17 protein-coding genes are annotated in these 19,406 nt (G+C 44.2%); 10 read left to right on the top strand and 7 right to left on the bottom strand.

Annotation, left to right across the window (positions count from 1 at the left end; genetic code table 11):
• Window positions 1-404 precede the first annotated feature (404 nt).
• The gene (locus MAS10914_RS0126610) at window positions 405-2,099 is read left to right on the top strand and encodes a DUF1565 domain-containing protein (protein ID WP_017318991.1); all 1,695 of its coding nucleotides are present in this window, start codon (window positions 405-407) and stop codon (window positions 2,097-2,099) included.
• A gap of 521 nt (window positions 2,100-2,620) precedes the next feature.
• Here MAS10914_RS0126610 and plsY read toward each other — a convergent pair.
• The 4 genes from plsY to MAS10914_RS0126585 form a co-directional block, all read right to left on the bottom strand.
• Window positions 2,621-3,313: a glycerol-3-phosphate 1-O-acyltransferase PlsY gene (gene plsY / locus MAS10914_RS0126600; protein ID WP_017318989.1), complete on the bottom strand. Its 693-nt coding sequence runs from the start codon at window positions 3,311-3,313 to the stop codon at window positions 2,621-2,623.
• A 104-nt stretch (window positions 3,314-3,417) separates the two neighbouring features.
• A complete protein-coding gene (locus MAS10914_RS0126595) occupies window positions 3,418-4,707 on the bottom strand; it encodes a DUF3086 domain-containing protein (RefSeq protein ID WP_017318988.1) in 1,290 nt (429 codons plus the stop codon).
• A gap of 128 nt (window positions 4,708-4,835) precedes the next feature.
• Window positions 4,836-5,255, bottom strand: coding sequence for a DUF3119 family protein (locus tag MAS10914_RS0126590; protein ID WP_017318987.1), 420 nt, complete (start codon window positions 5,253-5,255; stop codon window positions 4,836-4,838).
• Window positions 5,256-5,645: 390 nt separating this feature from the next.
• Window positions 5,646-6,443 carry an MlaE family lipid ABC transporter permease subunit gene (locus MAS10914_RS0126585; protein WP_026082833.1) on the bottom strand — a complete coding sequence of 266 codons (798 nt, stop codon included), beginning with the start codon at window positions 6,441-6,443 and terminating at the stop codon, window positions 5,646-5,648.
• Window positions 6,444-6,965: 522 nt separating this feature from the next.
• Here MAS10914_RS0126585 and MAS10914_RS0126580 point away from each other — a divergent pair.
• The 3 genes from MAS10914_RS0126580 to aroH all read left to right on the top strand — a co-directional run bounded on the left by MAS10914_RS0126580 (window position 6,966) and on the right by aroH (window position 8,959).
• Window positions 6,966-7,253: a hypothetical protein gene (locus tag MAS10914_RS0126580; protein ID WP_017318985.1), complete on the top strand. Its 288-nt coding sequence runs from the start codon at window positions 6,966-6,968 to the stop codon at window positions 7,251-7,253.
• A 417-nt stretch (window positions 7,254-7,670) separates the two neighbouring features.
• A complete protein-coding gene (gene sppA, locus MAS10914_RS0126575; RefSeq protein WP_017318984.1) occupies window positions 7,671-8,492 on the top strand; it encodes a signal peptide peptidase SppA in 822 nt (273 codons plus the stop codon).
• Window positions 8,493-8,590: 98 nt separating this feature from the next.
• The gene (aroH, locus tag MAS10914_RS0126570) at window positions 8,591-8,959 is read left to right on the top strand and encodes a chorismate mutase (protein WP_017318983.1); all 369 of its coding nucleotides are present in this window, start codon (window positions 8,591-8,593) and stop codon (window positions 8,957-8,959) included.
• Between the two features lie 59 nt (window positions 8,960-9,018).
• Here the strand turns inward: aroH and MAS10914_RS0126565 are convergent, their stop codons facing one another.
• Window positions 9,019-10,098, bottom strand: coding sequence for a PstS family phosphate ABC transporter substrate-binding protein (locus MAS10914_RS0126565; RefSeq protein WP_017318982.1), 1,080 nt, complete (start codon window positions 10,096-10,098; stop codon window positions 9,019-9,021).
• Window positions 10,099-10,344: 246 nt separating this feature from the next.
• Between MAS10914_RS0126565 and MAS10914_RS0126560 the strand changes: the two genes are divergently transcribed.
• Complete coding sequence (locus MAS10914_RS0126560; RefSeq protein ID WP_017318981.1) at window positions 10,345-11,589, top strand: serine/threonine-protein kinase; 1,245 nt, start codon at window positions 10,345-10,347, stop codon at window positions 11,587-11,589.
• A 554-nt stretch (window positions 11,590-12,143) separates the two neighbouring features.
• On the opposite strand, the gene crtR is transcribed toward MAS10914_RS0126560, so the two are convergent.
• Window positions 12,144-13,043, bottom strand: a complete 900-nt coding sequence (crtR, locus tag MAS10914_RS0126550; RefSeq protein ID WP_017318979.1) for a beta-carotene hydroxylase — start codon at window positions 13,041-13,043, stop codon at window positions 12,144-12,146.
• Window positions 13,044-13,350: 307 nt separating this feature from the next.
• Between crtR and pyk the strand changes: the two genes are divergently transcribed.
• Window positions 13,351-15,120 (top strand): pyruvate kinase, encoded by a 1,770-nt coding sequence (gene pyk / locus MAS10914_RS0126545; RefSeq protein WP_017318978.1) that lies wholly within the window; start codon window positions 13,351-13,353, stop codon window positions 15,118-15,120.
• 277 nt (window positions 15,121-15,397) lie between these two features.
• On the opposite strand, the gene MAS10914_RS0126540 is transcribed toward pyk, so the two are convergent.
• Window positions 15,398-15,979 (bottom strand): helix-turn-helix domain-containing protein, encoded by a 582-nt coding sequence (locus MAS10914_RS0126540; protein ID WP_017318977.1) that lies wholly within the window; start codon window positions 15,977-15,979, stop codon window positions 15,398-15,400.
• An 812-nt stretch (window positions 15,980-16,791) separates the two neighbouring features.
• Here MAS10914_RS0126540 and MAS10914_RS0126535 point away from each other — a divergent pair.
• The 4 genes from MAS10914_RS0126535 (at window position 16,792) to MAS10914_RS0126525 (ending at window position 19,389) form a co-directional block, all read left to right on the top strand.
• The gene (locus MAS10914_RS0126535; RefSeq protein WP_033366594.1) at window positions 16,792-17,007 is read left to right on the top strand and encodes a hypothetical protein; all 216 of its coding nucleotides are present in this window, start codon (window positions 16,792-16,794) and stop codon (window positions 17,005-17,007) included.
• Window positions 17,008-17,182: 175 nt separating this feature from the next.
• On the top strand, window positions 17,183-17,407 hold the full coding sequence (locus MAS10914_RS0126530; RefSeq protein ID WP_017318975.1) for a hypothetical protein: 225 nt from the start codon (window positions 17,183-17,185) through the stop codon (window positions 17,405-17,407).
• Between the two features lie 247 nt (window positions 17,408-17,654).
• Window positions 17,655-17,840: a transposase gene (locus MAS10914_RS36725; RefSeq protein ID WP_084786484.1), complete on the top strand. Its 186-nt coding sequence runs from the start codon at window positions 17,655-17,657 to the stop codon at window positions 17,838-17,840.
• 340 nt (window positions 17,841-18,180) lie between these two features.
• A complete protein-coding gene (locus MAS10914_RS0126525; protein ID WP_017318974.1) occupies window positions 18,181-19,389 on the top strand; it encodes a phosphotransferase family protein in 1,209 nt (402 codons plus the stop codon).
• Window positions 19,390-19,406 lie beyond the last annotated feature (17 nt).

The raw sequence follows: 19,406 nt of genomic DNA, 5'->3' as shown, positions 1-19,406 counted from the left end.
GGGTTTAGGGGAGCCAACGCCGTGGTGAACGTAAGCTCCGGTAGGGAAACCCTCTGCACGCGGCTGGCTAAACTTAAGGCAGTGCGTTACCCACAGAAGTTTGACGTCCGGAGGACAACTTCCCGTAAGGTAGTAACTGCCGTGGGATTGACATTACGGGGTATTGAGTGTAGAAAAGCATGAAATATTCCTACCCCCCGACTGCCTATACCCTACACCCCAAAACCCACTTCGAGATGCAAACTAGAAGTGAAAGAGTGTAACAAATTCTGTTCTTCACCTAGGGAACCCAGCTGCAAATGTGCTGGTCTTCGGCTATAGTTTTGCATGAGTTTTACAGCAACCTTGCTGTTATTAACACCTTATTCAACTAACACTATTTCAGCGCATCAATAGATAATAAGATGACAAATCAGGGATTTGATACTCCGCAAAGGAAAAATTTTCGCATTCAAACTGGTAGACGCCTTGCATCTACCCTCACTTTGTCAGCAGGACTAACCACTTTGTTAATGGTTTCTGGTGGATTTATACTACCTGGATCTGGGGTCAAGGCTGGTGCTATCCACACCAAAGATATTGCCCAAACTGTGACACCGCAAGCTCCTGCAAGCGCAACAGTCATTTACGTAAATCCACAAACTGGTACAGATAGTGCTGGTGCTGGTAACGCGGAAGCAACCCCATACAAAACCATCACCTTCGCTCTCAACCAAGCGCAGCCAGGTGCAGTCATCCAACTGGCTCCTGGCACTTATAACCAAGAAAGTGGAGAAACCTTCCCACTTTTTGTCAAACAAGGTGTGACGCTGCAAGGTGACGAATCGACCAAAGGTCAAGCGATATTAATTACAGGTAGTGGTAATTTTATTAGCCCCACGTTTGCCCGTCAGAATGTGACTATTCGTGCCGATAACGATACCGTTATCACAGGGATAACAGTTACTAACCCAGAAAATCGTGGCACTGGCATCTGGGTGGAATCGACAAATCCCACAATAACCAATAGTACATTTACCAACAGTATAAGAGAAGGTATTTTTGTCACGGGTAAAGGTAATCCCAAAATAGAAAATAACGTCTTTGTTCAAAACAAAGGCAATGGGATTTCAGTAGCTAAATCCGCTCAAGGAGAAATTCGGAATAATTTGTTTCAGGACACTGGTTTTGGTCTAGCAATAGGTGGTACTTCCACACCCTTGGTGGAGGGAAACCAAATTATTGAAAACCAAGATGGTCTGTTTATCTCCGAATCAGCTAAACCAGTACTGCGTAAGAATGTCATTCAAAATAACAAGCGCGATGGCATAGTCGTCATTACTAATGCTTCACCTGATCTAGGCACCACTGAAAATCCGGGTGGGAACCTGATCCGCAGTAACACGCGCCATGACGTCAACAATAGCAAGGGCAATAATACAATTGTTGCTATAGGCAATGATATTGATCCTAAGCGCATACTTGGTCAAGTCGAATTTGTTGCCGCCACTGTTGAACCACCAGCAGGCGGTCCTGTCGCCTTTAAGGATGTGGTTGCAAATTATTGGGCAAAAACCTACATCGAAGCTCTAGCTTCTAAGAATATTATTGCTGGGTTTCCCGATGGGACTTTTAAACCCAATGAACCTGTCACCCGTGCCCAATTTGCTGCGATTGTGACCAAAGCCTTTACACCATCTGCCCAACGCCAAGCCATTAACTTCAACGATGTAACCCGTAATTTCTGGGCTTTCCAGGTGATTCAATCTGCCTACCAAGGTGGCTTTGTTTCTGGGTATCCTGACAAAACCTTTAAACCACAGCAACAAATTCCACGAGTGCAGGTACTAGTCTCCTTAGCCAGCGGTTTGGGTTTATCTGCAAATAATCAAAATGTCCTTGCCGTATATACCGATGCTTCCCAGATTCCCAACTATGCTGTTAATCCGGTAGCAGCAGCCACTACACGGCAACTCGTAGTAAATTACCCCGCAGTTGGGCAATTAAATCCCAATCGTCAGGCAACTAGGGCAGAAGTTGCTGCCTTTGTTTACCAAGCACTAGTTAGTAAAGGGAGCGCTCAAGCAATCCCCTCACCGTATTTGGTAAAAGTTCCGTAATTGAAAAATTAAAAGCGCCACGACTGACAATTTGTTAGTCTGGCGCTTGGCATATCTTCGTCTTTATTGACATTGGGTCTTTAAATATATATTTTCACCCGTTTTAAATATTTTAGGTTTATGTTCAGGGTCTTTATACAAGCTGACCCCGTTTGAACAATATATAGTCTCTCAGTAAATTCGCTGAGTTTCAGAATTCCTAATATTTTTTTTATTTTTTCTCTATTTATATTTCATGAAATGAACAAATGTAACGCATTCCCCACGGATAAATGCGGGGGCTTTCTCCAGCCCTGCTCCCCAACGAAGGATTCCTGTTCAGGTTTCACTTATTGGTTTACGAACCTGCAGGCGCGGTTACGTTATAGTTTACATCTCCTTCTGGAAGCGCCAGAAATTCTTCTAAGGTGAGTTTGTTTGCTGTACTTGCCTGAGTCATGAGAAAGTCACCAGTGGCTGATATAAATATTGTACAAATTACCCCTCCTTGCTTGCGGGGAGGGGTTGAACGAAACCTAATTCTAACTAGCTGAGTTTACAGTTTGTTCCTGTTCCACCTGTAATTTTTGCCCTAACTTTGGCTCAGTTCCTGCAAGTATTCGCTCAATATTGCTGCGGTGTCGCAAGATAACATACAAACCACCGACAACAGCAAACAGGATATAAGGTAATGGTTGATGCAGCAGTGTCATGAAAATAGAAACAGCGCTCGCACCTACAATTGAACTCAAAGAGACAATCCGCGATATCGCCATCACAATAGCAAATACGCCAAAGGTAGCCAAACCGACCTGCCAATTCATCGCTAGCAAAATGCCCAAACTTGTAGCAACAGATTTACCACCAGTAAAGCCTAAAAAAATGGATTTACTATGTCCAAGTATGGCAGCTAACCCAGTTAAAATGACCATCCAAGGTTGCCATAACTCTGTATTTACTTCTGGAGGAATCAAATTTTGGCTAGGGGAAAAATTGAAGAACCAATAAACGAGGGCGATCGCCAATACTCCCTTCAAGCAATCAATTAGTAAAACAAAAGCCCCAGGTCCTTTCCCCAAAGTTCTAAGCACATTGGTTGCGCCAGTTGAACCAGAACCAACTTCCCGAATATCGATACCTTTTAATAGCTTAACGACTGTGTATCCAGTGGGTGTAGAACCCAGTAGATAAGCCACGACTAAAACCGCCCCGCACAAACTTAACCAAATAGTCATATTGTTAGTTGGTAGTTGTTGGTTGTTAGTTGTTTTTTGTTAGTAGTTGTTAGTCGTCAAAAAGTACCAATAACTACTAACCACTAACTATTAACTCTTAACTCTTAAAAATCCTCATCATAATTTCTCATCATTTTGGGGTCAGGAGCAAAGGCTAACCATAGGGGAAATTGCAAGAGTGCCAGACTAATTTGCTCTTCCGAATCATCTATTACAATTAACGGCAATTGATTAGCTTTTACCAGTCGGTCTGCTTTTTGCGCTAAAGCTTCTGGTGTCTCAAATAAGACTACGCCTCGGTCTGGTCCGAAATCTGGACGACCTATGCCTAAGCAGTCCTGCAAGCCGCGCCGCCATTCACCCAAACGTTCCGGCGTATTCGCTAACACCAAACTGCGGATGCGATCGCCATACAACTGGTGTAATATCGATATCACCGCTGAGGTAATCAGAATATTCTGTAACCTACTGCCTGTAGTCCGCAAAGCACCTCGTCCTCCTTGGCTAAAAAACCAGTTAGAGACTCGTTCTGCATGCACTGGTTCAAAGGTGCGGCGCAGTTGCCAGGGTGGACCGTAGTAATCTGGTTTAGTGCGGTACTGGTCAATCAGACGGCGAATTTGTTTTGTCGTATCCTGAAATTGCTGTTGGGCAAATTGCGGTGTTGTTGACTGCGCTTGGGTTAATTTAACCTCTTTGACTTCTAGCTTTTCTGGTTCTGGTTTCGGTTTTGGTACCAGTTGCAACTGCTCTGCTGCTGCTGCCAAATCTTGTAAACTTCCCGTGAGATAATCTTTAAAACCCTGCACCCGAATTGCCAAGTCTTGAGAAGTCCCTGCAAAAGTAGTTCGCATCTCGTTGCGGATGCGTTCTTGACGGCGTTCCAACTGTTCTACAGAAATTTGCAGCGCTTGTCTGCGTTGTTCTAATTGAGAAAGTGACTCTTGCACCAATTGTGCCATTGCCATTTGAGTTTCGCCCAACTGTCCCTGAAGAGTTTTGTAAAATCTTTGCAGATTGGCTATTTCTTCTTTTAGCGCTTGTTCTTGGCTTTGCAACTGTGCGACTCGTTGGGAAGCTTCCTCTGCTTGGCGATGATATTTTGATTCTGATTTTACTTCTGACCCCAGCGCCGTAATTTCCTCTTCTAACTGCGTCATAACCTCAGCAGTTGACTCTTGTGTTGATTCATCTGTAGGACTTGGTGCTTCTGCATCGGAATTGGACACAGCAGAAGTGAGCTGGTTATTTTGTCTGTCAACTGTGGGGTTTTGCGCTGCTATTTCCACCACTGACTCAACAGATGAGTTTTTTGGTTGCTCAACTTTTGGTTGTTCTTTTTGCATCAACGACTCATTAGTTGTTTGTGGTGTTTGAGATTCCTCTGGGTACATAAACAATAGTGTAATTCCTAGGACACGAATAAATAGCTTTCTGCAATATATAATTTACTTGCCATCAAGGTCTTGAGTCCAAAATAGTTCTGAGTCATTTCCACTCAGTACTCGGTACTGATGAACAACTAAATACGAGGACAGCGTTCTTCTAAGCAAGTTTTGAGAGTGTTAGGGTTAAATAAAATTGGCAAAAAGTGAATACTTTTAACTTCTTTAAAATAGAACAGAATAGGAAACGAGTTCCAGAATATGCGCCAGTTTTGCCATTCACTGTAGGGAAAGCGGCGAATTAATTTGTCACCTCTGTAAATATCCAAGTCGGTGGCGGTAAATAACAGACGCAGTGTGACCGCCTGAAACATGAGAAACAAGCCAAACAGTGCGAACGCGCCTCCTACCCAAGGTTGTACCAAAAGCAGTGGAATTGCGGCAATCACTAACACCAAAGGTATGTTGTAACTAGGTTTGAGTTCGATAGTTGATGCGGAGTTAGACGTATATGAGGTAGTCACACTCAAAAATCCTGCTTTATTAGTAGATCTCATTTCTATTTTAGGAGTTAGGTGAGACCAGTACCGCAGTTTCTTAGGGCAGGGAAACCCTTCTCAGAACTGCTCGCTGCACGAGGGTCTCCCGACCCAGGGAACTGGCATACCCGAAGGGTGTATATAGCGGTTTGCAATTGGGTAAGGTACACAAAGAAATAATGAACCACAGATGCACAACGGACACTTGCTTCAACGGGGGGAACCCTCCGTAGTCGCCTCAACGGGGGGAACCCCCGCACGGCGCTGCTCTCCGCAACGCAGTGTCCTCCAGATGCACACAGATAAATTTGTACTTCATTCAAGTGAGAAGCGCTATAAACTAGGGATTAGCAACCGTCAATTAAATCGTTATCCCTAATCTCTTCCGAATCCCTAATCGCAATTTGTCTAAAACCCTTGCAAAAATCCACTGCCAGCCCCTTGGAACATTATCCAAGAAAGAAAGAAGTTGCTAATAAATATAATCAACAACGCAGTGACAACAGCAGTTGTGGTAGATTGTCCCACTCCTTTTGCTCCTCCCGTTGTCGTTAAACCCCAACTGCACCCAATGACGGCTATTAAAATCCCAAAGCAACAAGCCTTAATCATGGCGCTGACAATATCCCAAATGCCGAGAAAGTTGCGGGCTGAGTCTAGAAATACTGTCTCTGACAGATTGTATATGTTTGTTGCAATGACTAATCCCCCTAACATGCCTGTTACTAAAGACAAAAGCGTTAAGATTGGTAACATTAAGCAGCAAGCAAATACGCGAGGAATAACCAAGTAATCAATTGGATCAGTTTTTAACATCAAAAGGGCATCGATTTGTTCAGTGACTCGCATCGTGCCGATTTCCGCTGCAAATGCCGAACCAACTCGCCCTGCTAAAACCACAGCAGTCAAAACGGGCGCGAGTTCTCGTGTCAGCGCTAGCGCCAGCACTCCACCAACGATGTTTCCTGCGCCAAAGTTAATAAACTCCCGCGCCACCTGAATAGTAAACACCGCGCCAACAAAAACAGCCGTTAACAAGGCAATAAACAAGGAGTCTGGTCCAACTGCTGCCATTTGCTCTAAGGTGTTACGCCGATGGATTTTCCCCTTAAGTAGGTGTATCAGGACTTGTCCACCCAAGAAAATTGCTGCCAGCAATCGCTGACTCCATACTCCTAAACTAGATTTGGATGTCGTCTCACTCAATGTTGATAAGCTAACTCTGTAACTGCCGTCATCATAGCGAATTACGAAGTTAGTTATTACAAAAACTAGGGGGGTAGGGGTCTAAGGGGGTAAGGGTGTGGGGGAAAGAATTCTTTTTTAACTGCTGCATTAAAAACACATTCTACCCCTACACCCCTACTCCACGGCAGTCACCTGTGTCGGGAAACCCTACCAAGAGCGCTGCCTCCCCCACTCACCTACTTTCGGGTTCAAGATTAACTTAGTGTAACGCTTATCTCAGAAATTTAAGCTTTTGCCAGCAGCGCTGTCACTCGAACAATACCTGCAACCACCTCAGTAAAGCTTGATTTTTCAAGGCTGATGCCGCGTTAATCCCTTTTTGGATTAGGCGACATATCTTGGAGATATTGTGTAATTATTTTAATGAAAACTTAAGATTTTTAAAATATCGCCTAGGACAGGGCGATCGCGCTTATTGTAGAAAGTAACGACTAGGCACACAACTATTGTCTGCTTAATAAACTTCCGGAGCCTATCCACATGACCATCATGACGAACTTTCTGCGCTCACTGCTGCTATCGATTGTTTTCAGTTTTGTTGCTCCCATGTTTTTATTCGGCGGCGTACTGCTCGCCGTATCCCTTGCTGGCTATATTCCCGGCTTACAAGGAATCACTGAGGTCATCAACACTCTGATCATGGAGTTTCTCTCTATCTTCGGTAGCGGCACTCCCCTTGTAGGACTATTTGTGATCTGTTTAACTTGCAGTTTTGTCGGGGCGCTGTTTGACACTTACGCTTATTACAGGTATCAGATTTTACGCTAAATTTCTCAGTGCTATTCTAATAACATTTCAGATTTTGGTGTTCTGCATAAACGTATCAAGAAGGAATATTCTCAATACTGACAACGCTGCTAGTGCTGTTCTGGTTAGGATTGGCATTGGTTAACGCTATCTATATTGAATGCCAATACATTGTTCTATAGTCCAGAGTTCTTGGTCTATAAGCTTAATGCTGAGATTCAAGGAGAAAACACTTTATGCTTTTCTCTGTAACCTAGAAAGACGTAATTGCGATGCCTTATCTACTTAAGTATGATAGCAAGTTAAAATACATGGAAAATCTAAAATAAATATTAAGATTCTTATAATCACAATACCTGCTTGTTTTTCTTACCATAGGGAAAGCAAGTGGTTTGAGCGCTTAGCGTTCTATTATTAAGCTTATTAGTAGGTTTTTAGATGGTTTGGCCTTTTCAGCCTAAGTTTCGTAAACAAATTGCTCGGATTGAAATTACAGGTGCGATCGCCAGTGCGACTCGCAAGCGTGTTTTAGAAGCCCTGAAAACTGTAGAAGAAAAAAAATTTCCAGCGTTACTGCTTAGGATTGATAGTCCTGGCGGGACAGTGGGAGATTCCCAAGAAATCTACAGCGCTTTGAAGCGGTTGCGTGAGAAACTCAAAATTGTTGCTAGTTTTGGCAACATTTCTGCTTCTGGTGGAGTCTACATTGGCATGGGAGCGCAACACATCATGGCTAACCCTGGTACAATTACAGGTAGCATTGGTGTCATTTTGCGTGGGAATAACTTGGAACGCTTGTTGCAAAAAATCGGTGTTTCCTTCAAGGTCATTAAGTCTGGTCCCTATAAAGACATTTTGGCGTTTGACCGGGAACTGACTGAACAAGAACAAAACATTTTGCAAGAATTAATTGATACAAGTTACCAGCAGTTTGTAGAGACGGTAGCCCAAGCGCGTTCTCTAGAGGTGGAAACGGTCAGAAGTTTCGCTGATGGGCGGATTTTTACTGGACAGCAAGCCTTAGGGTTAGGTATTGTAGATCAACTGGGAACAGAGGAAGATGCCCGTCGTTGGACAGCAGAACTAGTTGGTCTTGACCCCGAAAAAACTCCCGTCTACACCTTAGAAGAACGCAAGCCTCTGTTAAGTCGCATCTTGCCAGGAAGTCGTCAAACTTCTTCAAGAGTTGGGACTAGTCTCAATTGGCTCGAATTTGAAGTGTCTACCAGTGGTTTACCCCTATGGTTGTATAGACCATAGATAGATCGTTATTAGTCATGAGTGATTTGTCTTTTGACTCATGACTCATTACTAATAACCAATGAATAATCAAGGAGGATTTTTTTGTGGAGTGGCGAATGCGGGCTATTCGCGGAGCAACAACCGTCCCTGAAAATACGGTCGAAGCAATGGGAGAAGCTGTAACGGAACTACTAGATGAATTGGAAAAACGGAACCAATTACATCCAACAGATATTATTAGTGTTACTTTCTCAGTAACATCCGATTTAGATGCTACTTTCCCTGCTGCAATTGCGCGTTCACGTCCTCACTGGGACAACGTGTCCATGTTGGATGTACAGCAAATGCACGTCAATGGTAGCTTAGAGCGCTGCATCCGGTTTTTAGTTCACGCCTATCTCCCTGCCACTGCCCCAATCTGCCATACCTATTTACGCCACGCTGCCAGCTTGCGTCCCGACTGGAGTTTGTCCCAACCTCTGTAGCTAGTATAAGCTGCTACCTTTAGAACACTCATAATGCAGATTTGCTAAATCAAACAGGTCTAACGAACCGGGATGAACCCAGACTGCTCAATTGCCTTTTGCCCCTGGTCGGTCAGCAAAAGTCTGGTATAAGCTTCACCAGCTTGCTGTTCCCGACCTTTGTTCCGCTTAATAATTACAAATAATTTGCTAATAATTGGATAACTGCCATTCTTGATAACTTCCGTGTTGATCTGATTGCGCTTTGGTGGGCACTGATTTGGCGGCACTAAGGGTTCACGGTAGAGAGAAACTAGCTGCGTGGGAGTAAAACCTAGGGGCAGAAGCTTTACCGTACATTGAGGCACGACTGCACTGGCAGAAGTGTAATATAGACCACCAGGAGTTTTGCTGACCCGACGCAGTGCCTCAGTGGTTGAGTAGACATATTGGGTATTAGTAGAGTTAAGCGTTTGCTTTGTTAACAGCGGATTGGCAGAGAATAATACTGTGTCTGCATTCTCTGGTTGCTGGGAGAAGGTGGTGATGGGGAGGTCTGGTCCACCCACCTGTCTCCAGTTAGTAATTTGCCCTAGATAAATTTGCTGCAACTGGTCAATGGTTAAGCCTGGGACTTTAAGTGTCTGGTTGACGACGACTGCTATCCCATCAACGCCAACCTGACGTTGCTCAAGTGTGAAGCCTCTGTGCCGAGCCATGTTATATTCCTCAGCTGTGAGGGGACGAGAAGATTCAGCGAAGTCCAATTCCCCATTGAGCAACATCCGAATGCCTGATCCAGAACCAGGGCTACCCTTAGCAGGGTCTACATAGCGCAACTGTAGTTCTGGGCGATTGTTCTGGATTTGAGAATCTACCAGTTGCCGGATTGGTGCCCAAGCTGTACTGCCACCGTATTTGAATGTTCCTATTGGAACATCACTAACAGTCTTAAAGGTTGAAGCCGCAGGAGCAGAGGCAGTGTCTGCACCTTGACTAGAGGAAGAGACAGGACCGTTGTCGATCCATAAGCGCGGTCTCAGCCATAACCATAGTCCGCCGATGATTACAATTGTAAGTAGTTCACCAATGATCAGACCCCTGATCATCTGTACCGCATCTTTGCTGAGTGGGACGCTTCTTTTGCTACCCTGCTTCATCTTTTCTTCCTATAATTTAGTTGGTCATAAACAGTATGAAATGACCACTTAACGTATCTTTTTGGTCTATGACTCATTTCATCTCCTTTCTAAACCTCCCACAACTGCTAGATGCACTTTTTATGAAATTTAGATCTTGTTTTTGGTAATTTACTTAAAGCTTCCTTTGTAAAAACTATATATTAATTTTATAGACAAGCTTGTCTAAGTAAATTTACTTAATGCAACCGTCAGGTACATCGTAACATGTTAACCAAGTTACAAGGGGAGCGTTACCAGGTTGTTCAAGTTTTAAGTCAAGGTATATTCTGTCAAACCTACTTGGTTCATGACACCCACCTCCCCGATCATCCCACCTGCGTCGTCAAACATTTCTTACCCAGCAGTAAATCTCCCATTCCGGTGGAAATTCGCAGACGGCTATTTACGCGAGAAGTAGAAGCCCTGAAAAAACTGAATAATTATGACCTGGTTCCTCATCTTTTAACTTCTTTTGAAGACAACCTTGAGTTCTACTTGGTACAAGAGTTTATTGAAGGACATCCCCTTAGTGTCGAGCTATCTGCTGGTCATCGCTGGTCTGAAAGCAAAGTTTTTCAACTACTGCAAGAAATATTGGACATCCTGAATTTTGTTCACAACTACGGGCTGATCCACAGAGATGTCAAGCCGAGTAATATTATTAGACGAAAGCACGATAATCGGTTAGTCCTGATTGATTTTGGTGCCGTTAAGCCAATTTGGAATCAATTAATCAAAAGTCAAGGAAAAAATTCAAACTTTATTCCCGTTGAATATACCACCATTGCTATTGGTACACCTGGCTATATGCCTCATGAGCAAGAGCGAGGCAAACCACGCCCTAATAGTGATATCTATGCCCTAGGAATGATTGGCATCCAAGCACTAACAGGAGTACATCCGACAAAATTACCAGAAGACCGCAATACAGGTGAGATTATCTGGCAACACTTAGCTCAGGTTAATGCTGGGCTAGCCTCAGTACTTAACAAGATGGTACACTACCATTTTAAAGACCGATACAAGTCGGCACAAGAAGCACTGCAGGCGCTCCTACCACTAACTCATCTCTACACGCCAACACAGGAGTCGCCTACTTCACCATCAGTCAACGTTACATTTGAGCCTCAAACCGCCTCAGATGAGCACAACATTAACCAAGTTTTTGGAGATACGCTTTCAGCACCACTCTTAAACAAGCAAATAAGCGATACGATAGAATTAGACACGCTCCTGTCACTAACTCATCTCTACACGCCAACACAGGAATCGCCTCCTACTTCATCACCAGAAAACGATAAGACTATTTCTATTTCTCCTCAAAATCTAGCTTTACTCATTGGCTTGATATTGGGTGTAGTTTCTGGTCTCATTTTGATGGTTGTGAGCTACTGGTCTGTGCAGATCATTACTCCTGCTCCTCATAAAATTCAAAATTCCTCTCCTCAACCACCAGAGGTTTCCCGTTAACCTTCGGTCGTTATCACAACAGAGAAATGGGGGTAGGATAGAGCGAAAATTTCTCTAGCAAAGTCTAAAGGTCAGACTTCGTTTATATTTGCCTTTGTTGGCTTGGTAATTGATTATAGTTGTCTTGAGTACTATCTCTATGAATCAAAAATGCCACAATGCCGACTATAACTAAGTTAATAACTAGAAGCCCAAGAGCACTCCACATCCAAATTTTCATCTTTATTACCAGGACTTTGTTTGCTCACAGATAGAACTCTCAACTTACACGTATAGCGGTTTGCAACTGGGTGAGGTACACAAAGAAATAATGAACCACCGATGGACACCGATGGACACAGATAAATTAGTACTTCATTCAGATGAGAAGTGCTATAAGTAGGCGTCATGAACTGCGTACACCAAAACGAATGAAAATTTATCTTTTCTTCTGAGTTCTGAGTTCTGCGTTCTGAGTTCTATTTTCAAGTCAGATGGGCAGAAAACTGGTGGAGCATGCTAATTGCCTGATTACCAGTCTTCGACTAGTCATTAGTCTATCTGCCCGCGACCTGCTAATTTTTACTTGCTTTGTTATGGGAAAACCGAATTCCTAAAAAAATGTCATAAACAAACTCAAAAAAGTCTTTTTTTTGTAGCAGACCAGAAGTTTGATAACAGCCTTTTTCATCTAAAAGAGGCTTCATGAGATAGTACGTTGGCTGGTAATTATACCAAGGAATGGAAGGCCATAAATGATGAATTAAATGGTAATTCTGACCCAGAATTAGGATATTCAGAATTGGATGAGGATAGACACGAGCATTTTTCCAGCGATCGCGCTCTTGGTGAGGACGATGGGGTAAATAATCAAAAAATAAACCTAGTGCGACTCCGACGACAGCAGTAGGTATAAACCAAAAATTGAGAATATAGCCCAAAAAGTGGTACTGAATTGAGATATAGAAAATTGCAGCAATAAACAAGCGACTCACAAACCATTCCAGTAGCTCATATTTACGCCACAGTTGCCGCTTAAAGAAAAACACTTCATGGTATAAAAAGCGGACTGGAAGCAACCACAAAGGACCACCTGTGGAAACATAATGATCTGGGTCGTTTTCTGGATCGTTTACATGAGCATGATGCTGCAAATGCACCCGCGTAAACACTGGAAAGGCAAAAGCTAGCATCAAGGCACTGCCATGTCCTAAAATTGCGTTAATTACTCGGTTACGATGAGCAGACTGGTGGCAGGCGTCGTGAATCACGGTTCCTGCAATATGCAGAGCAAGCGTATTTGCACTGAAGCATAACCAGTGTGGCCATTGCCAAACCCAGTAACCAAAATTGGATAAGACAAGAATCGCCACAGCTGCTAAAAACATCAGCAGCGTCGGATTAAAATCACCTGGAGGTGCTAAAAATTCCTTCGGCGGGACTGTCAGTGGCTTCTGTGCCTCCGACATCAGCATTATGAACTCCTTGTTGATTAAATTATGTATGGTATTTAGATCATGCCACTTTTCTTAAGGATAAGTGAAGTTTTGCAATACAAAATGACGAATAATAAATTTATGTGTAGCAAGATTTATCTACTTGTTTACAAATCAGCATCCGAATAACGGTATGATTTCAGGGTACAAGAGAACAAGCGAAGAATTTTCTCCCTTATCTCTCCCCATTCATCTACCAGCTTTAATGATTGATTCAGCAGCAACAGACAAGAGGCGCCCTCTCATTTAGGATGATTCCCTGAGTAGCTCCCTAAATTCAGCTCCTATGCAACTAAAAGATTCTATACGCCGGACAAAAATTGTCGCCACGATTGGTCCTGCTACCAGCAGCCCAGAAACGCTCAAAGCTCTTATTGAAGCTGGTGCAACAACGCTGCGGCTAAACTTCTCCCACGGTAATCATACCGACCATCAGCGTAATATTCGCCTCATTCGGCAAACCGCCTTTGAACTGAATCAACCAGTAGCCATTCTCCAAGACCTGCAAGGACCAAAAATTCGCTTGGGGAAATTTGAAAACGGAGCTATAGTCGTAGCAAAAGGCGATCGCTTCACCTTAACCAATCGTCCAGTTGTTGGCACAGAGGAAATCAGCTGCGTCACTTACGATTATTTGGCAGAGGAAGTGCCTGTCGGGTCAAGAATCCTTCTGGATGATGGGCGAGTAGAAATGCTGGTAGAGGAAGTAAACCGCGAAAAAGGTGATTTGCATTGTCGCATCACGGTTGGTGGGACGCTTTCAAACAATAAAGGCGTGAACTTTCCAGGGGTTTACCTGTCAGTTAAGGCAATGACCGACAAAGACCGTGAGGATCTGATGTTTGGTCTAGACCAGGGTGTTGACTGGGTAGCACTTTCCTTTGTCCGCAACCCCCAAGACATGATAGAAATTAAAGAACTTATTTCCAGTATCGGTAAACAAGTGCCAGTCATTGCCAAAATTGAAAAGCACGAAGCCATCGAACAAATGGAAGCTGTTCTAGCTTTGTGTGATGGCGTCATGGTGGCAAGAGGTGACTTGGGCGTAGAACTACCAGCGGAAGATGTCCCGGTACTACAAAAGCGGCTGATTGCGACTGCTAATCGCATGGGGATTCCCATCATCACCGCCACCCAAATGTTAGACAGTATGGTTAACAACCCCCGTCCAACTCGCGCCGAAGTCTCAGATGTGGCAAATGCGATTTTAGATGGTACGGATGCAGTGATGCTCTCGAATGAAACCGCTGTCGGTAAATTCCCAGTGGAAGCTGTAGCGACGATGGCACGAATTGCCGAACGCATAGAACAAGAGGAGGCGTTAAACACAAACGCACGTCAGGGCAGAGACACCAAACGTTCCATTCCTAATGCCATTAGTCAAGCTGTCGGTCAAATTGCAGAACAGCTAGGAGCATCGGCAATTATGACCTTAACGCAAACAGGAGCAACAGCGCGGAACGTTTCCAAGTTTCGTCCCAAGACACCCATTTTGGCAGTCACACCCCATGTGAATGTAGCACGGCAGTTGCAGCTCGTATGGGGGGTAAAACCATTGTTGATGCTAGAGCTACCTTCCACTGGTCAGACATTTCAAGCTGCTATCAACGTAGCTCAAGACAGAGGTCTACTGTCTGAGGGGGATTTGGTCGTGATGACGGCTGGGACTCTCCAAGGAGTGTCCGGGTCAACAGATTTGATTAAAGTTGAAGTTGTGACGGCAGTACTCGGTCAGGGAATTGGACTAGGACAAGGTTCTGTAAGTGGTCGCGCACGGGTGGCGTACACTGGTATGGATGCTAGTAACTTTAATCACGGAGAGATTTTGGTTGCCCCACGTACAAGTGCTGATTTTGTTGAGGCAATTCGCAAAGCCGCCGGAATTATTACTGAAGAAGAAAGTCTCACCAGCCATGCAGCCGTGATTGGCTTACGTCTCGGTGTGCCAGTCATCGTTGGAGTGAAAAAGGCAACCCAAGTGATTCGAGATGGAGCGATTTTAACAATGGATCTGCAACGCGGCTTAGTTTACTCTGGCGCAGTGGGAACGCCTTAGAATTAGTTGATGGTTAGTGGTTAGTAGTTAGTACAAAATTTAACCTAACAACTAACAACTAACAATCTCCAATTACTAATCCCTTGCCTTCAAAGATATTGTTTGAAGACGTATCATAATCGCTGAACACAATAGGCATCAAAGGCAGAATCTACACTCACAAGGAGTTTGAATGTTCTGGCTCTGAAAGAGCCTAACCCAAGGGTTGGGTGAGATGTTGAGCAATATTTTACTTTCAAAAGACTAATGGCTGTTGAACCATAGATTTCTAACATCTTCAAAGTGGCATGACCGACTCGTTTTGACGAGATTGAACGGCAAGAAAAAAATCAACTGATGAAGGTTCAACCGATGAAGAGAGATCGCGAATCGCAATCATAGAATCCTTGGTTTTGGGCAAATCAGTTGCTGCTTTTTCACGTCGTGCTCGGGTGGAAAGTCCCATCTCCTTGAGCAGTATACTGATGTAGCGCTCACTCAGCTGAATCCCCAATTCTTTCGCCAGATGCTTCCCTAACCAGTTCGCTGTCCAGCGCTTAAAAGAATAGCCATAGTCCTGGGGGCTATGGCTCACCAACTCTTTTAACCGATTGAGATAGTGGGTATTCACCGTCTTAGGCCGACCCGTCGGGTGATCTTGCCAGTGGTGAGCCTTGCCAGCGCGTGCCATTGCAATCCAGTACCGGGCTGTCTCCTGGGAGCACTCAAGTGCGGCACAGATTTGCGTTTGCGATTGACCCTCATCAGCCATCAGCATGATTTGAATGCGACGGCGGTATTCAGGTCGTAAATCAGTTTCCATGCTTTTCAGCAGGAGCTTCCTTTGAAACGGTGTCAGAAGCTGAGCCTGATATTCCATAGCAATTGTTCTTATTGTAGATACACCTATGGACATGTGATAACTTCGTGCATTAACGAAGCATATCCGCGCTTATTAGGGCAATTTTGAGCACTCCATCCAGTAGGATTCTACATTGACCAGATTGAAACATCTCCCCTAGGGTAGAACCTCGCCTTCATCTAAGGAGTACGACATTCTTGCTGTCAATTGGTCATGTAAGTCTCTATCTTAGAGACTGTTTGTAAATGATTGTTAAGCGCAAAATCAACCTTTTTGATTGAATTATGTATACAGGATATCATAAATACTCACATCCAAAAAGATGGTTTTTAAAACCTTTACTTTTGTTTACAAATAGCTTCTAAAATAGAACTAGGTAGAACTAGCAGAAAAGTGGAATTCTTCTCGTTTCAGGTTGTGGATAAAACCAGAAAAAAGAAATAACTCAGGGGCTTGTTTCGAAATAAGGACTTTTAGAATTGCCAGATTCCTGGGTAGGATTAGGAGAAAACATAGGATTAGGGAGAAAAGTCGAATTCTTCTCGTTTCACGTTGTGGATAAAACCAGAAAAAAGAAATAACTCAAAAATTGATTTTTAAATGCTCTAGTTACGGGTGTTTTAAATAGAGAAATAACTCATTTAGTTAGGTCTAAAAAAGCAGCCTCAAAGACTTGAAATAGCGGATTTGGAGTTGGTAATCTACGTAAGGAGTGAGCAATTTACAGTTTTTAGTTCTATCCAAGACGTGAACTTGGCTTTGGTACATCTTAGATAGCTTGTGGGTTCACTTTGGAAATGACTGAATCTTTACTTGTAGGAGGAAAACAAATGGCTAATATCAAAATCTCTGAACTGCGTCCTGCGGGAGCTGAGCTGTTCCAAGATTCCGAAAGCTTTCTCAATGAGCTAACCGAGCGGGAAATGTGGGGGGTCGAAGGCGGTCTAACACTAGATACGTTGAGTGCGACGTTGGCGGATACAGTCAGTGAACCGTTAAGTGGAGTCACTGGGGGCTCCTTAGGACTCTCCATAGCATCGCTGTAAAGGCTACTTAGTACAACTTGTCATTAATGGGGGTCGGAAATCAAAATCTTGTTGACAACTCTGGACAATGGTTCATCCCTCAATCCAATTCCGATCCCCCTCTTATGCTTATGGTGACGTGATACCCTTACACCCTGCCCGTAGGGCATTGACTTTTTTGTTAGGAGGAAAACAAATGGCAAACATCGAAATCAATAATCTGCATCCTGCGGGTTCCGAGCTGTTCCACGATTCCGAAAGTTTTCTCAATGAGCTGACCGAGCGGGAAATGTGGGGAGTCGAAGGCGGTCTAACTTTGGATACGTTGGGGTCGGTATTAAGTGAATCACTAGGGCAAACACTAGGGCAAGGCAGCATAGTTGTAACGGGACCCGACAGCATCCAAGGTCTTACTCTTTGAGGTAGCCCTCGGCAAAGTGATTGCCCCTGCGGTTCGTAACCCCGTACTGAAGCAGACTTTAGTGCTCACTTTGCCCAAACCATTGCTCCAGACGCAGAAGTTGTATGGATTTTTATCGTTGCTCAACTGAACACTCACAGTGTTCAGTTGCTTAAATCCGCAACCCTCTCTCGTCGAATTAGTGGCGCGGCGCTGCGGGGTTGAGATAGACCTGGGGGTTAAGGGTCAATCAAGCGTTCTTTAGTCGATTGAGACAAGGGCAGCATTTCTGAGTGACCCGACCCACCAGATTCGCTTTATTTACCTCCCCAAGCACATCTCCTATCTGAATCAGATTGAGATTTGGTTCGGTATTTTGGCGCGTTGGCTAGACAAACGGGCAAGTCTTACTCAGTCTGCATCTTCTGGTTACCGATACTTGCTACCCAATTGACACTCCTCAGCCTAAAGGCATGAGGATTCTTGCTTCAACCGTCCGGACTAGATACCGAAATGCAAGCATTCAAATATCCCCGGTGCGGATACGTCCACAAGCGTACACGGACTGCCCGACCGCGTTTGAAAAGGTTTATTCAATACGAGTGCTTTTACTCCCACATTTGTACAAGATCTTGGATTTGTGCTACCAGGGTTCCGGATCAGGAGTTGTCCGCTTGACCTACTTCGCCTTTTTTATGTGCACATTACCACTATACTCTATTGTTACACAAAGTCGCCCTACAAGGGCGAGGCTTTAGACCCAAAATTTTCGGTAAAGTTTAAAAACTCTAATTATGAAATTCTTGTTAAGCTCTCAGAATGCTGTTGAGTACTTGGTTGGGCATGGTCTTTGTACTCACCAAGAGCAACAGCAGAGCCAGATTGAGCAAAAAGTTGCCAAAAACTTTAACTTGTTACTGAGCTTGCCAAATGACCGTAAACTCCTTGTTAAGCAAGAGCGTTACAATCGAGAAGGGAAAACGGCTGGTGAGTTTTTGTACGAATGGCGAATCCAGGAGTTTTTACAACGATTCCCAGAGCTTAACTACCTTCGCTCCTGGCTCCCGGAGATGCTCCATTTCAACGCCGAGCATTCAATCATTGTTCTCAACTACCTAAATAACTATCGCGATTTAGCGGATTTCTACGCCAAGGAGAAAGTTTTCCCGACAGCGTTAGCGCAGCGGGACGCGGTAGCGTCCATCGCAACTTCAATCGGAGCCATTCTGGCTGCAATTCATCGCGTGACGCTGGATCGTCAGGACTATCGGGACTTCTTCTCTCACAATCGTGAAGGTGTCGCCATCAGCCAGGCTCCTAACCTAACTCGTGGGCTAGAACGGATTGGTCCTGAAGTTTTTGGTCAGGTTCCCGCAGATGGACTCAAATTCTTAGCACTCTATCAGCGCTACGACAGTCTTAGGCAGGCGATCGCAGAGCTAGCAGGTGCTTTCGAGCGCTGTTGTTTGACGCACAATGATCTCAAGCTGAACAACATCTTACTGCCTATTGATTGGGAACAAGCTGTCTCCAGAGAAAAATCAGGTGAAAGCATCGTTCGGTTCATTGATTGGGAACGCTCAACTTGGGGAGACCCTGCCTTCGATTTAGGAATGATCATCGCCAGCTATCTGCAAATCTGGCTGGGTAGCTTGATTACCAGTAAGACGATCAGTATGGAAGAGTCTTTACGCCTAGCCACGATTCCCCTCGAACAGCTTCAACCCTCGATTGCTGCCTTGGCTGGTGCTTATTTCGAGCGCTTTCCGGAAATTTTAGCTCGTCGCCCTGATTTTTTGAAGCGAGTCGTGCAATTTTCTGGTCTGGCTTTGATTCAAACAATTCAAGCAACAATCCAGCACCAAAAAACCTTTAACAATACGGGGATCTGCATACTTCAGGTTGCCAAGACTTTACTGTGCCGTCCGGAATCATCGATTCCAACGGTTTTTGGTATGTCAGCATCAGAACTCACTCACCGTTACTCTGTTCTCCCAGTTTAGTATTTATAGTTATAGTA

Origin of the sequence: Mastigocladopsis repens PCC 10914, assembly GCF_000315565.1 — a bacterium.
In the GTDB taxonomy this organism is placed as follows: Bacteria; Cyanobacteriota; Cyanobacteriia; order Cyanobacteriales; family Nostocaceae; genus Mastigocladopsis; species Mastigocladopsis repens.
Note: the sequence above shows the minus strand (reverse complement) of the source record. Positions and strands in the feature narration are given on the sequence as shown.